Origin of the sequence: Paenibacillus popilliae ATCC 14706 (assembly GCF_000315235.1) — a bacterium.
Taxonomy (GTDB): Bacteria; Bacillota; Bacilli; order Paenibacillales; family Paenibacillaceae; genus Paenibacillus_B; species Paenibacillus_B popilliae.
In genome coordinates, this window is the sequence record NZ_BALG01000294.1 from 1 (window position 1) to 13,387 (window position 13,387).

A 13,387-nucleotide genomic window follows, 5' to 3' on the forward strand; every position below is an offset into this window, starting at 1 on the left:
CGACCCGGATTTGTTCAATCGGCTTGAATCCTGCTTCGGTCTGAACCAAGGTGCCATTCGCGAAATCTGCATACGCAAGAGGAAGGCTTGTAAATGAAAGGGCAAAAAATAATAATAGGTATTCACCGACCCCGCTTCCGCACCTCTTATCACGCATTCTTTCAAGACGTACAGATTTACACTGATAAAATGACGAATATCGGAGGACTGTGTCAACTGTGTCAAAAGATAAGAAAACCTCTTTACGATGAGACATATAAAATAAAGGACAACACGTTATATGGCTGGATGAAGAAGTTCGGCCGCGAATCGGAAATCATGCAACATCAGGCGTTCAAGTCGGAAGGTCATCAGTTGCGGGAATTACAAAAACAAATACGTGATCTGCAAGAGGAAAATGAAATCCTAAAAAAGGCCATGCACTTCTTCGCGAAAGACCGTCGGTAAAATATTTATTCATCCACGAATGCCGCTCCGAGCACCGATTGGAGAAGTTGTGCAAAGTTATGAAAATATCTCGTAGCGGATACTACAAATGGTGGGGTCGTCCCGAAAGCCAGCGAGAGCGCCAACATAAAGAATGGACAAAGCAAGTCAAGGAAGTGTTTGAAGATATTCTCGGCGGCTTTACGGGAGTCCCAAGGTCACGCAGAAGCTTCACCAGCAAGGAGTGGATGTATCCGAACGGACCGTGTCACGCATCATGAAGGAGCAGCAGCTTCGATCTCCAACTGTCAAAAAATACAAATCTTTTTCGATCCCCCCCCAATTCTATTCAATGGATAACTGGCATGAACCACGCGTTTTCGGATACAAGTCGATTCCTTTGCAAATGACAACCAGTTTAGGGGACTTTCTGGAATGAAGCGGCATACCGTAATGATGTAACCTTACGGAATCGTAAGCTTGGTCAAAAAATACCTTAAAAATTTTTAATCATTATCCGACTTTTATATGATAAAATACGACTAGATGTGAGAAAATTGTTTAACATTTTGAAGTATAATCTTACATACGCTTTATAGGTGAATGAGAGTACGACGTAATTTGAACTCCGATCCGCAACTTTTCTATACTTCGAGAGTATATCTTAACAGGTAGCGCATCGGGAAGGATATGGAAAGCAAGGAGGAACTTGAGTCCATGACCGATTCCCAGATCATCCGCGAGATTAAAGACGGTAACGTCGAGTTGTTCGCTGAATTGATGAATCGTTATCAACGAAAACTGCTATCCTTTATTTTTCATATGTTAAAGAGCTCCCAGTTGGAATTGCTTGCCGAGGATTTATGTGCCGAGACGTTCTACAAGGCATATCGGAGCCTGAATACGTTCCGCGAGGCAGAGGCCTCTTTTTCGACGTGGCTGTATACAATTGCCCGTAATACGGTACTTAGTGAGCTGCGGAAGCAGCGCAGCGTGCAAGTATCGTTGGACGATGATTACAGTATCGTTCCGGAAGCGCCGCGCGAGGCGGCACCGGAATATGCATTGCTGCGGAACGAGAAGGTGTCTTTGGTTCGCGACGCCATCAACCGCCTGCCGGAGAAGCAGCGATCGGCCCTCATCCTGCGCGAGTATGACCAACTGGATTATCAAGAGATTGCCCATGCCTTGGGGCAGACGGTAAGCTCCGTGAAATCGCTGTTGTTCCGCGCTCGTGCGAGTGTGAAGTCTCAGTTGGAGGCATACATTGCTGAGCCGGGAGTTGAGGGGATGAATTAATGATGAAATGCGCGGAAGCGCTCGAGTGGATGCCGTTCTATTCCGAATTGCCTGTGGACGATCCGCAGCGGCAAGCGGTTGAGAAGCATGTAAGCGAATGCGAATCCTGTGCTGAGCAATACAGTGTATGGGCTGCAAGCGAGGAATGGGTGGAAGACGATTCGGACATCATCGTTAACGAGACATCCGGTTCCGGATTTACACCGGCACGGGTGATGAATATGATTTACGAAGAACAGGGCTGGCTCGTTCCAGTTCATCAACGTTCACAGATATGGTCCCTGCGAACTCGCAATATGCTTGCAGGGATTGTTGCTTTTTGTATGGGGATATTTTTATGTGCGCTAATTGTGCTGCTTGTCCGCAGAGAGCATTCGAACATCCAGGATATTAGCGGATTGATCCCGCCCGTGGTTGCTGGGGGCGATCAATCGGGGTGGGGAAATATGACGATAGGCGTTCCGGTTGCGAGCATCAGCGATCCGGTTATTTTGCAAGTGGTGCCTACCATTCCTCATTATTGGATAGCGTTGTCCCTATTCGGGGTTACTTTTGCATTATTGCTGTTGAATTGGCTGACGCGGGTGCGTCGATAACATTGATAGAGGTTGTTCACACATTTCCACGGTATAGTAGGAGAAGCAATGGCCCAATATTTCGGATTGGTTAGGCACGGGATTACCGATTGGAACGCCCAAGGGAAGATTCAAGGATGGACGGACATTCCGCTTAACGATACAGGCCGGAATCAAGCGGCGTTACTGGCCGAGCGTTTGAAGAAGGAAGACATCACTTTTGATGCCGTCGTCTCAAGCGGCCTTCGCCGGGCTGAAGAGACGGGTGCCATCCTGGCGAACGCACTGAATATTCCGCTCCTCGATCCGGAGCAGGGATTGGTCGAGCGTGCTTACGGTCAGGTGGAAGGAACGACACCTGAGGAGCGGGAGAAGCGTTGGGGCGCTGACTGGCGTCAGCTCGATCTGGGACAAGAGCGTGATGAAGCGCTGGGTGACCGGGCGGTGAAGACGCTGGAGTCTCTGGCGCTTCGCAGGGAAGGCGGGAACCTGCTGGCGGTGACGCACGGAAGCTGGCTGGCTCAATTGTTCATTGCTTTGTTCGGACAATTGTCGCAGGGCCATATCGGCAACTTGTCGTACTCGATTCTTGAGCGGCTAGGTGCACAATGGCACCCTGTACTGTATAATTGCACAAAACATATTCAACCGTCTGATGCGGCCACTTTCCACCGCGGCAGATAGAAGCAGGCCTTGGTTCGATTGATGAACCGGGGCCTATTTATTTTTATTTCCCTGAATAAATGTCGGACTTTTTCCAATAATGGTTAATGTAACAAAGACTTGCTCAAGGAATGAAGCTACAGAGAACGGAGGTTCGGCATGAATCTGGCAGAAATGCTCAGTTACGCAGATATCGGGCAACTGGCCCGAATTGCTAAGCGGTACGGCTGTGTATGCAATGAACGCTCCAAGCATGAATTGATCCAATCGATTCTGCTGGCTCTTGGCAGCAGGGACGTGTTCGAACACCATGTGAATGAGATGTCGCTGGAGGAACGGCGCTTTCTTAATTCCATCCTGTTCGATAAGCGCTCCTCCTTCAGTTTGGAGGAACTGGTGGCCAGAGTGCAGCAGACGAAGTTCGATACGGTGGTGCCGGGCAAGTCGGATTCTGCTCCGTCCGGGTCTCAACCGCGGGATACGATTGCGAAGTTCAAGCATAGTGGCTGGCTGTTCAACGGATGCAACCAGCAGACTAAGTATTTGTTCCAGATTCCGACCGATCTGAAGCAACGCTTCAAAGATGTGCTGTATCAATCCTTCTCCAGCCAATTGCAGCTTACCGCTGAACCGCATGTATATCGTGACGAGGACGGGAGAATCGGCGATGACATTTTGCAGCTCCTTGATTTCGTCGCGACGGAATCTCCGCCCTTGAATTGGGAAGGGGTGATGTACAAGCGGGCCCAGCAGCAGCTTCTCGATACGTTCGCGATTCGGGAGACGCCGATAGGCAAGGGAGAATGGCGATTCGGTTACGGCAGGCGGTTCCATGATTATCCGAACCGGTTATCTTTCATTTATGACTATGCCTTCTACCAAGGCTGGCTGGAGGAAGGAGATGGGCGACTGCGCTGTTCTCATCCGGGCGAGGAGCGGCGGAGCAGGAGAGGAACCGAGCCGACGGCCTCACTCTACTGTTTCTGGTTGAAGCTCTACAAGAATGCGATTCCGAATCTGCTGTCTGTCGTTCACTGGATCCAGCTGTGCACATCAAGATGGACCACATTGGAATCGCTGGAACGGACGCTGCTTCCTTACATCAGGCCGTTCTACTTCGACACATCCGAATCCGTATTTCGGCAGCGGATCATCATGATGATGGTTCATCTGGGTCTGCTACGTCTGGGTGAGATCCCAAATGAAGCCCAGGTGCTGCAGATGACGAAGAAAGGGCAGCAAGTCATCCAGGGCGTCTATGTCGCCTATGGAGACAGAATTCAACTGAACGTTGACATGCCGCATGCTCATTGATACGATGAGACCACCTTTTATCCCCTAAAATAACATGATGAATAGGTGTCTCGGAGGTGTGTGAACATATGATCATCCCTTACAAAGGTATTCGACCGAGCCTTGATCCCTCCGTGTATATAGCGGAAGGCGCGAAGCTCATCGGTGACGTAACCGTCGGTCCCCTGTCCAGCGTATGGTTCAACGCCGTGCTGCGCGGCGATCTAGCCCCGATACAGATCGGCCGGGAAGTGAACCTGCAAGATGGTGTTATCGGCCATGTCAACACGGATCAGCCATTACGAATCGCAGATCGTGTTTCGATTGGACATGGTGCGATCGTGCATGGCTGCCGGATAGGCACAGGTACATTGATTGGTATGGGGGCCATTGTACTGAACGGAGCGGAAATTGGTGAATATGCTTTAGTAGGAGCTGGTTCCGTCGTCACTGAAACTAATAAATTACCTGCCTATACTCTTTCTCTTGGTTCACCCGCAAGAGTCATACGGGAGTTGACAGACGAAGATTTGCAGCGAATGAAGAGAACAACGGATAGCTATGTGGTGAAAGGAAAGGAATATAGGATCTCTTAATCGTTAGGTTGGAGGTGTATCCTATGGATAAAATGAAAGTGACGTATGAAGCGATGTTGAGTTTGACTGCGGAAATGATCTGGGACGACGCGATACGGAAATATCGGACGGAACGAATTTATGAAGAAATTGACAAGGCATTAGCAGCAGGGGATGAGAACACGTTTCGATCCTTAACGGAAGAACTGAAGACGTTGCAGTAACCCCTAATGAAGAAGCGCTCTGAGCGATTCTTCATTTTTTTGTACAACGGGTTATAATAGGGGGAGGAGAATTGGAAAAAAGGGGGAGCAGCATGAAATTCAGCGAGTTGACAGCAGAACAATGGAAGGAGTGGGGGCCCTATCTGGACACTTGCATCCTGCCCGTGTCCGGATTGACAGGGCTGGAATCGCCGGTCGAAGCGGCGGAACGGCTCGAGCGGCTGCGGGACTGGCTGGACGGGGTAGAGATTCCGTTCCATGGGCGCACGGTTACTTACCCGGCTTGCCATTTCACGGGAGGGCGCGAGCCACAGCCGGCGGATATCGAACTGTTGGACAAGGTGTGCAGACGGCTCAGGGAGCAAGGGTTTGCCTATACCGTCATCGTTTCGCAAGCGGTCCGACTTCGGCAGGGGGAGGTGACCCTAGCAGACGCTGTCTTTACGCCGGCTGAGCTTGGAACAGAAGATGCGAACGCTGTCAAGAAATTGATGAAGGAGGAAATGCAAAAAATGTGGCACGCATCACAGTTTGGAACGTAATTGTGACAAAATGTCAACAATATTAGGATTAAATCGTGTTCCTATTTGCATTTTAGCTGGTAAATTCTTGACGCTTTCCATAGTACTGGGATATTATAATAATGTCTTTGGTTGGATTGTGATTCTCATCATAGCAAGCTGGGAGAACGGTTGTGTAAGGGGGGACACAGTAATGAGCAGACCGCATAATAACGAACAGAAACCTCATCAACCTCGCAAAGAAATGTCACGTAGACAATTTCTTGCTTACACATTGGGTGGGGCGAGCGCTTTCATGTTCGTCGGTCCAGCTATTCCCATGGTACGGTTCGCCGTGGATCCGCTTCTGCAGACAAAGCCAGAGGGGAACTACATAAAAGTCGTAGAAGTTAGCAGGATTACCAATGAACCTCAGGAGTTTACCTTCGACGTTACGCAAATCGACGGCTGGTACGAGAGCAAGCCTCAATGGGTTGCTTGGATCAGCAAGGACGAGAACGGAGATATTTTTGCGTTGTCACCGATATGCAAGCACTTGGGATGCACGGTGAACTGGAATTCCAACCCGAAGTACAAAGATCAGTATTTCTGCATGTGCCATGGGGCGCATTACACGAAGGAAGGCAAGCAACTGGCTGTAGCTCGCGCACCGCTGGATGAGTACATAATGAAAATTGAAAACGGTTTTGTATATCTTGGTGACAAGATTCCGAACCAACACGTGCAGTAACAAGGAGGCGTAGTGTCAGATGTTTAAAGGGGTTTACAACTGGATTGACGAACGTCTGGATATCACGCCGATTTGGCGCGACGTGGCGGATCACGAAGTGCCGGAACACGTGAATCCGGCGCATCATTTTTCCGCGTTTGTGTATTGCTTCGGTGGGTTGACGTTCTTTATCACCGTGATTCAGATTTTGTCCGGCATGTTCTTGACGATGTATTACGTTCCGGACATTGTCAACGCTTACTACAGTGTTGAGTATTTGCAGACCAAGGTTGCCTTCGGCCAAGTTGTGCGTGGAATGCACCATTGGGGTGCGAGTCTTGTCATCGTAATGATGCTGTTACATACGTTGCGGGTGTTCTTCACCGGCTCTTACAAATCACCGCGCGAAATGAACTGGGTCGTGGGCGTATTGATTCTCTTGATCATGATCGGTCTCGGGTTCACGGGATACCTGCTTCCATGGGATAACAAGGCGTACTTCGCAACCAAGGTCGGTATGGAGATCGCCGATACCATTCCATATATCGGACCGTACGTCAAGGAATTGCTGCAGGGTGGTACGATTGTCGGAGCGCAAACGCTTACCCGCTTCTTCGCGATTCACGTCTTCTTCTTGCCGGCGGCTCTATTGGCCTTGATAGGCGCTCACTTCCTGATGATTCGCCGTCAAGGTATTTCAGGACCGCTATAAGAGAGGAGGAGAGACCCATTGGCACACGATAAGCCGTCAAATACGGAGAAAATCGTATATGTCGGTGATTCACGGATAAAGAAAAGAAGCCAGAAAGCGATTCCGCCGGATTATACCGCATTTCCAGGGAAGTCTGAAGCCTTTATTCCGTACTTCTTATTGAAGGAATGGATGGTCGGCGTTGTAGCTTTGGTAGGAATTTTCGTGCTAACGATTGCGGAGCCTGCTCCGCTAGGTTATCCGGCCGACCCGAACAATACGGGATTCCTTCCCATTCCTGACTGGTACTTTTTGTTCTTATATCAGTTCTTGAAATACCCGTATGGGTCAGGAAGCTATGTCGTAATAGGTACGGTGCTACTACCGGCTCTCATGTTCGGCGGATTGATGTTGGCGCCATTCCTGGATACGGGGAAGGAACGCCGCTTCTACCGTCGTCCGGTAGCTTCCTCACTCATGATTGTCAGCTTGATCGCTTGCTTCTACTTGACGCGCGTTGCTTGGCTGGGGTATGAAGCCGAGCTGGCAGAGCTGAATATCAAGCCGGAACATGAGGTCCGGTTGGAGAAGGCGCGCGAAGCTGCGCTAGCTGGCAAGCCTACGGGACAACCGAAGCCGAATAAGGAGATTGCACTGGTTGACAAACATGATCCTGCCATGGATGATATGAAAAAAGCAGGATGCTTGAACTGTCACGCCAGTGACCTGAAAGGTCAATCCGGTCCTTCACTCCGCGGCATCGGCGATACGTTAACTAAAGATGATATCCTCGACATCCTCCACAACGGGAAGGGCAATATGCCGTCTATGAAGGATGCATCAAGTGAAGAGGAATTGAATCATATCGCAGAATGGCTTGCGAAACAAAAAGCAGAGAAGTAAAATAAGTAGAGACTCGAGCCTGACCGTTATAACGGTCAGGCTCGTTCTATAGATGACGATGAGTTCATTGATCCTAGCGGGCGCATCGCGAATTCGCGGGATCGAAACGGAAGAAGGTAGAGTACAAATGAAGCTGGCCTCTTTGTTCAGCCGTTCTTTTTTAAGCCGGCGTTGGGTGCTGTGGATTTTATTTTGGAGCAATCTTGTTGGCACAGTGTATGGGTATTATTGGTACAAAAATCAATTGATCTATACGTGGACTTATCATCCGCTATGGCAAATTCCGTTTGTTCCGGATAGCCCGACCGCAAGCTTGTTTTTTACAATAAGCATTTTCTTCCTCTTACTACGTCTGCAGCCCCGTTCTATATGTGGGAGCGCCATAGTTAAGATCATTGAAGCGCTTGCGGTAGTTACCTCCGTCAAGTATGGGATATGGGCATGCGCCATGATTTTTGCCGGTGCCGCTTTAGGGGCGCCGATGGTATGGCAGGATTGGATGCTGATCAGTTCCCATCTGGCAATGGCGGTAGAAGCGCTGCTGTACGTGCGCTTATTCCGATTTGGAAGCACCAGCTTAACGATAGCGGCCTGCTGGACATGGCTGAATGACACCGTCGACTACAGCGCCGGTGTATTTCCGTGGCTGCCACGGCCCCTCCATCCTTATTTATTGGAGGTATGCGTGTTTACGTTCGCATTGACGGGCGCCAGCGTAGCAATAAGCTGGGCAGCGATGAAGCAGGCAAGACGGAACGGGTAGCGAGGCATAAATGTGGACCTCTCCCCATACGATGATGGGGGAGGGATGTACATGCTTTTTAGACGTTCACGTTGGCTTGTTATCCTTGTTATCGTAGTCGGAATCATCGGCATGTGTACACTCCGTCTGGCGCCTGCCGCTGTTGCAATAGGGACGAACAGCATGGCCGGCAAGCCGGAGGAGAGCTGGCTGAAGCTGGACCAGCAAGCCGAAGCAATATATCAGGCCGTGAAGAAGCAAGAGCTTGAACGGGCGCGGCAGCTTGTGCAAAAGATGGGAGAATCGATGACCGACACTTCCTTTTATGGCGCGACGGGTGTCGAAGGGGTTCGGGCGTTAAGTGACGCGATCGTTCAAGTGAAGCGCGCGTTGCCTGCGGTAGAACGGAATGAGGAACGTCTGATGCATGTGACCGCGCGCTTGCGGCTGGCGTCAGATGCGTTAATCCATAAAAAACAAGCGATGTGGCTGCAATACGAACAAATGCTGCGTGATGAAATGAACCGAATGAAGCAGGTAAAGCAAGAAAAAGAGTGGTTATCCAGCGCAAAGCAGTGGCTGCTGTATGTGGACCGCATCCGACCGGCAGCGACCATCCAGCGTAGTCCGGAGACGGTAGAGGTCATCGACTCCCTTGTGCGGCTTGTCGAACGGGCCGTAGCCAAACAGGCGCCCCTCGCTGAGGTCAATCAGGCGTTGAACCGGCACGGGGATGAATGGCTTCGCCAATTGTTCGGCAAGACCAAGGACGCGCCAACCTTCGGCCAAGAAGATACCGGGACGCTGCCGCTGCAATGGACATTATTATTTACATTTATCGTCTGCTCCGTTTTATTCTATGTCGCGGTACAGAAATACCGCTACGAGCATGACTCGATTCGCCCTGGTCACTTCCGCAAGTAATGCATATCTCCAAGCGATTTGTGTGCCAACCTGCTTGAACATGAACCGATAAGACGATGACATGAACTCCATTTTGCAGCGGCAATCTCCACTCCAGTTGCTGCTTGATGAGACGACCATGGCATGAACGGAACTAATGCCGCAGACTCTTGCAAGTCGGCAAGCTGCGGCAACGGTTTGTGTAAGATACCGGAACGGATGCAGCCGGCCAGGAAGTCTCGCGGATGCTCGCCGCCTCTCGTCCGTCGATAGTAAAAAATGACCACCGGCTTCAGCCACCGCTCGGAACCGTAAATCATCCCGTTCGCCATCGTTTGCCGCGACAACGTATCGCCCAAACGGGCAAATTGCTGTTCTTGTCGGTAGAGCGGCATACGGTCCACGTATTTCTAGCACATTACATAAGCCATTGAACAAGGAGAAGCTAGGCTGCCCGGATACATAGGTTTGGGCATTGGCGCCGTGACGATGGGAGTCTGCAGCTCATGGCGCTCGCAGTGACGGCAGGCATACACCTGCTGACATGACGAACCACCTTGACCTGCGGCGGCACGACGTCGATTTCACTGCGCGTTTCCGTGGTCATTTCATGCAGGGAGCCGCCGCCTCACGCGCAGATTTGCTCAGTACGTCACCGTTTCCACCGGCAGCCTGGACAGATCCGCTTCGCGCTTGCCGCTTGTTTTGCGCCGCTCGCAGGTGAGTGTTTCCATCTCAGGCTACTGCTCTTTCGGCGTGGCCCATACTTCGGCTTCGTAAACAGGTTGAACTCCAGCTGATCAGGGTGTGTCTTCTCGAGAGAGGACAACCGTTCGCTCACGGCTGAGGGGCCATTGGAACGTACCGCGTTCAAGCCGCCGATAGAATAGCTAAAAGTCATTATGATCCAGTAAAGCAGCTTCAACTTGTTGTTCTTGTTTTGTCATGAGGCAACCTCCTGTGATTTGCAATTGCCCCCACCTTCTCCTATTCTCGGGATCTGTTGAAGGTGTGCCAGGTTTAGTGCTTACGAAATGCCAAAAAACAACTTGACAAGGTAAATTTCGTTAATTATACTGTGATAGTAGTATAAAATATGGTATCAGAGGTATAAGTATGTTAAAATGAGTATACTAATTACATCTATTGTGGCATAAGTGCGACTTCAACGTTTGCACAAGAGGTTCCAGTAACAATGGATTCAGATGGATCAATTCAAAAAGTTACCATTACTTCTGAATGTAAAGTTCGTGAGAAAAGAAGTTGGGGTCTAGTGAAGAATTTACCTAAAATATGAAGCATCTAAAATAGGTAAGGCAGTAGTAGAGGAAGAGGAATTAATAGTTGAGGTTGTTTTTCCCAAAACCGCTTATTCAGATAAAAACTTGTTACAATTAGAATTCTCGCTAGATTACAACATAAAACAGTAGGCTTCCAAAAAAAAATGGAGAGAGTATTATGAAAAAAATTCTTAATCTTGCACTCCAGATTTTTATTCATCTTTTGGCAGGCGTAATAACGTTTTTAATTGTACGATTAATTGTGAGGCATTAATGGGGTAAATATTCAAAAAGGGAAGTACGATAGTAAAAAATGAAGCAGCCGCGAACCTAGTTATCAAGTCGCAGCAGCTTCATTTTTTTATGTCCGTAATGAGCTGATAAATTCGTCTTAGTACCAGAAGGCATTGTACATGTGCCATCAGGAACTGAAAGGGAACTATAGTTGAAAGGGATTTCCTGGGATCCTCTTTTGGATTTCGGCCTGGACGTGGTTGTCATGATGCACTGCGAACACTACACACAATCATCATGACGAAGAAAACGAACGAGGTGGTGGATGCGGATATAACAGGATTCTTTGATTATGAAGAAGCAATACAGAGGCCAGACCCATATGGTTCGATATGCGGATGATTTTGTATGTTGTTTTCAAACGGAAGGCGAGGCAAGAAACTTCTACCTGCAACGCAAGGACAGGCTTAAGAAGTTCAACCTGGAGATAGCACCTGAAAAGAGCAAGATTATTGAATTTGGCCAATTTGCAGCACAAAACAGGAGAAACAGAGGAGAGGGCCGGCCGGAAACATTTGATTTCCTGGGATTTACCCACTACTGTGGGAAAAGTCGAAATGGAAAATTCAGAGTGAAGCGACAAACGAGCAGAAAGAAATTTCAAGCGGCACTAAATCGAATGAAGCTATGGATTAAGGCGAACCGAACTCTGCAGGTCAAATCATTGTTAGTTCAACTCAAGGTAAAGCTCGTTGGACACTACAGATACTACGGTATCACCGACAATGGACCAATGCTGTCGAGATACGGGTACGGTACAATGAGGCTGCTATTTAAATGGTTGAATCGAAGAAGTCAAAGAAACAGCTATACTTGGGAGAAATTCTTATTGCTAATGAAAGCCAATCCACTACCAAAACCAAGAATATATTCGAGTGTGTTTGATGGAACGGGATAGTGTGAAACTTCTGATGAGGAGCCGTGTGCGTAAATAGCGCCCAAGCACGGTTCTGCGAGGGGGGAGCGTACAATCCAGTGAAGAAAGGCGCTCCTCTACTCTACAACTCGTTTATAGAGAATCTCCCCCGAGAGGGAGATCGACCCTCATGGCAGATGCTGGCCGATGCGCTCTGGAAAGAAAACGGAGAGCTGCAGCAGCATTTGGCCCCAGTTTTGCACGCGGCCCGTCCATTTGAGAGTGACATCCATAGTGACGAGGTATAGCATCTTTAGCAATGCCTCGTCCGTTGGGAAGATGCTTTTGCCCTTGGTCACTTTTCGTAGCTGGCGATGGTAGCTTTCGATCATGTTTGTCGTGTAGATGAGCTTCAGGTCTGCCGTTACTTTCTTGAGATCCTTGTAGGACACGTAGCGCGTCGAATTGCGGATTTGGTGAATGATGCATTTCTGAATCTCCGTCTTCGGGTAGCATGTGAAAATCGGAAGTAAAATACCCAATATCATCGGTTGAAAATTCCCCACCTACAGCCGACATACTCTCTGGAGGGAGAGAGTCGAGATTGGTTAAGAATGGGGAATATGCTGAAGCCGACCGATGAAATTGGGGAATTTCCGTCCGATATTGACATATGATCCATTTTTAGGGAAATATATTACTCGTTCTCCTTTTGAAAAATTTGAATTATGAGGAACCTCTTCGATTACTCCTGCAACATCCAATCCAAAGATTAAAGGGAAATTTCCTTTTCCTTTATTGCCTAAGCGTGTTTTTATATCAGCATCATTCACACTTGTGTAAGATACTTTTATTAAAATCTCGTTTTCACCTATTCTTGGAATTTCTTGAGTATCTTCGTCACATTTATACTCTAAAATATCTCCAGGCTGACAATCCAAAGTCTTACATATCGCTTCTAATGGTGAAAAACGAATCGATTTTGCTTTCCCATTTTTCAGAATGGAAATATTCGCCATAGTAATTCCAACCCTCTCCGAAAGCAAAGGCTTTAAAGAATATATAATACTGTGCCATCACGATCAGTACCTTGTACCTGCTAGGTATGCCACTCTACTATCTCATGGCGGAAAGAGTTGACCCTCCAGGTATCATACCAATCGGATTGGTCATTATTTTGCCTCTTGTTTCATAAAAAGCATCTCGTTAATTAAGTTGATTAAATTTTACCGAAACGTTAATCATTTTTTGGTTTTAATTCTAGGATGTTTTTTATTGGCTTTTGAAGTGCGTCCACAATGGCTGCGATGATACTTGTTGCTAAAATGCCCATTAGACTTAGTGATATTGGACCTGCTGGATCGTCACCTGTAACTTTAGAAAGCACTTTTAAACTTACTATCCCTAACACAATGAAGAAAATGACTGCAAAA

The 13,387-nt window shown here is 48.4% G+C and carries 15 protein-coding genes and 6 pseudogenes; 16 read left to right on the forward strand and 5 right to left on the reverse strand.

Translation table 11 applies throughout. The annotated features are described in order from the left end of the window. Nucleotides 1–93: 93 nt before the first annotated feature. The 14 genes and pseudogenes from PPOP_RS22925 to PPOP_RS16475 all read left to right on the forward strand — a co-directional run bounded on the left by PPOP_RS22925 (nucleotide 94) and on the right by PPOP_RS16475 (nucleotide 9,545). Nucleotides 94–447, forward strand: coding sequence for a transposase (locus PPOP_RS22925; RefSeq protein WP_006287760.1), 354 nt, complete (start codon nucleotides 94–96; stop codon nucleotides 445–447). Between the two features lie 181 nt (nucleotides 448–628). After that, a pseudogene (locus tag PPOP_RS26060) lies at nucleotides 629–865 on the forward strand (helix-turn-helix domain-containing protein); the annotation flags it as partial. A gap of 278 nt (nucleotides 866–1,143) precedes the next feature. Then, nucleotides 1,144–1,725 (forward strand): RNA polymerase sigma factor, encoded by a 582-nt coding sequence (locus PPOP_RS16420; protein WP_006287761.1) that lies wholly within the window; start codon nucleotides 1,144–1,146, stop codon nucleotides 1,723–1,725. Beyond that, the gene (locus PPOP_RS16425) at nucleotides 1,725–2,321 is read left to right on the forward strand and encodes a zf-HC2 domain-containing protein (protein WP_006287762.1); all 597 of its coding nucleotides are present in this window, start codon (nucleotides 1,725–1,727) and stop codon (nucleotides 2,319–2,321) included. The genes PPOP_RS16420 and PPOP_RS16425 overlap by 1 nt, the downstream gene beginning before the upstream one ends. Nucleotides 2,322–2,369: 48 nt before the next feature. Beyond that, nucleotides 2,370–2,984, forward strand: a complete 615-nt coding sequence (locus PPOP_RS16430; protein WP_006287763.1) for a histidine phosphatase family protein — start codon at nucleotides 2,370–2,372, stop codon at nucleotides 2,982–2,984. Nucleotides 2,985–3,122: 138 nt separating this feature from the next. After that, entirely contained in the window at nucleotides 3,123–4,277 is a 1,155-nt protein-coding gene (locus PPOP_RS16435) for a hypothetical protein (RefSeq protein WP_006287764.1), read from the forward strand. A 68-nt stretch (nucleotides 4,278–4,345) separates the two neighbouring features. Beyond that, complete coding sequence (locus tag PPOP_RS16440) at nucleotides 4,346–4,852, forward strand: gamma carbonic anhydrase family protein (RefSeq protein WP_006287765.1); 507 nt, start codon at nucleotides 4,346–4,348, stop codon at nucleotides 4,850–4,852. Nucleotides 4,853–4,875: 23 nt separating this feature from the next. After that, the gene (locus PPOP_RS16445) at nucleotides 4,876–5,055 is read left to right on the forward strand and encodes an IDEAL domain-containing protein (RefSeq protein WP_006287766.1); all 180 of its coding nucleotides are present in this window, start codon (nucleotides 4,876–4,878) and stop codon (nucleotides 5,053–5,055) included. A 92-nt stretch (nucleotides 5,056–5,147) separates the two neighbouring features. After that, nucleotides 5,148–5,597, forward strand: coding sequence for a DUF2487 family protein (locus PPOP_RS16450; RefSeq protein WP_006287767.1), 450 nt, complete (start codon nucleotides 5,148–5,150; stop codon nucleotides 5,595–5,597). A 172-nt stretch (nucleotides 5,598–5,769) separates the two neighbouring features. After that, nucleotides 5,770–6,306, forward strand: coding sequence for a Rieske (2Fe-2S) protein (locus tag PPOP_RS16455; protein ID WP_042229421.1), 537 nt, complete (start codon nucleotides 5,770–5,772; stop codon nucleotides 6,304–6,306). 19 nt (nucleotides 6,307–6,325) lie between these two features. Beyond that, entirely contained in the window at nucleotides 6,326–6,997 is a 672-nt protein-coding gene (qcrB, locus tag PPOP_RS16460) for a menaquinol-cytochrome c reductase cytochrome b subunit (protein ID WP_006287769.1), read from the forward strand. A gap of 18 nt (nucleotides 6,998–7,015) precedes the next feature. Beyond that, the gene (locus PPOP_RS16465) at nucleotides 7,016–7,879 is read left to right on the forward strand and encodes a menaquinol-cytochrome c reductase cytochrome b/c subunit (protein WP_006287770.1); all 864 of its coding nucleotides are present in this window, start codon (nucleotides 7,016–7,018) and stop codon (nucleotides 7,877–7,879) included. A 127-nt stretch (nucleotides 7,880–8,006) separates the two neighbouring features. Beyond that, nucleotides 8,007–8,642 carry a DUF1405 domain-containing protein gene (locus tag PPOP_RS16470; protein WP_042229425.1) on the forward strand — a complete coding sequence of 212 codons (636 nt, stop codon included), beginning with the start codon at nucleotides 8,007–8,009 and terminating at the stop codon, nucleotides 8,640–8,642. A 51-nt stretch (nucleotides 8,643–8,693) separates the two neighbouring features. Next, entirely contained in the window at nucleotides 8,694–9,545 is an 852-nt protein-coding gene (locus PPOP_RS16475) for a sporulation protein YpjB (RefSeq protein ID WP_052516638.1), read from the forward strand. 179 nt (nucleotides 9,546–9,724) lie between these two features. Here the strand turns inward: PPOP_RS16475 and PPOP_RS26065 are convergent. After that, nucleotides 9,725–10,350, reverse strand: a pseudogene (locus tag PPOP_RS26065) (transposase); the annotation flags it as partial. A gap of 1,040 nt (nucleotides 10,351–11,390) precedes the next feature. Between PPOP_RS26065 and PPOP_RS16480 the strand changes: the two are divergent. Beyond that, complete coding sequence (locus PPOP_RS16480; protein ID WP_052516639.1) at nucleotides 11,391–11,996, forward strand: reverse transcriptase domain-containing protein; 606 nt, start codon at nucleotides 11,391–11,393, stop codon at nucleotides 11,994–11,996. Nucleotides 11,997–12,142: 146 nt separating this feature from the next. On the opposite strand, the pseudogene PPOP_RS16485 reads toward PPOP_RS16480, so the two are convergent. The 3 genes and pseudogenes from PPOP_RS16485 to PPOP_RS24590 all read right to left on the reverse strand — a co-directional run. Beyond that, nucleotides 12,143–12,478: pseudogene (locus PPOP_RS16485) on the reverse strand (transposase); the annotation flags it as partial. 84 nt (nucleotides 12,479–12,562) lie between these two features. Beyond that, a complete protein-coding gene (locus tag PPOP_RS21030) occupies nucleotides 12,563–12,838 on the reverse strand; it encodes an alcohol dehydrogenase catalytic domain-containing protein (RefSeq protein WP_267879085.1) in 276 nt (91 codons plus the stop codon). A gap of 3 nt (nucleotides 12,839–12,841) precedes the next feature. Beyond that, a pseudogene (locus PPOP_RS24590) lies at nucleotides 12,842–12,997 on the reverse strand (helix-turn-helix domain-containing protein); the annotation flags it as partial. 2 nt (nucleotides 12,998–12,999) lie between these two features. Between PPOP_RS24590 and PPOP_RS24595 the strand changes: the two are divergent. Beyond that, nucleotides 13,000–13,131, forward strand: a pseudogene (locus PPOP_RS24595) (DUF2975 domain-containing protein); the annotation flags it as partial. Nucleotides 13,132–13,191: 60 nt separating this feature from the next. Here the strand turns inward: PPOP_RS24595 and PPOP_RS21040 are convergent. Next, nucleotides 13,192–13,387: pseudogene (locus tag PPOP_RS21040) on the reverse strand (DUF2975 domain-containing protein); the annotation flags it as partial.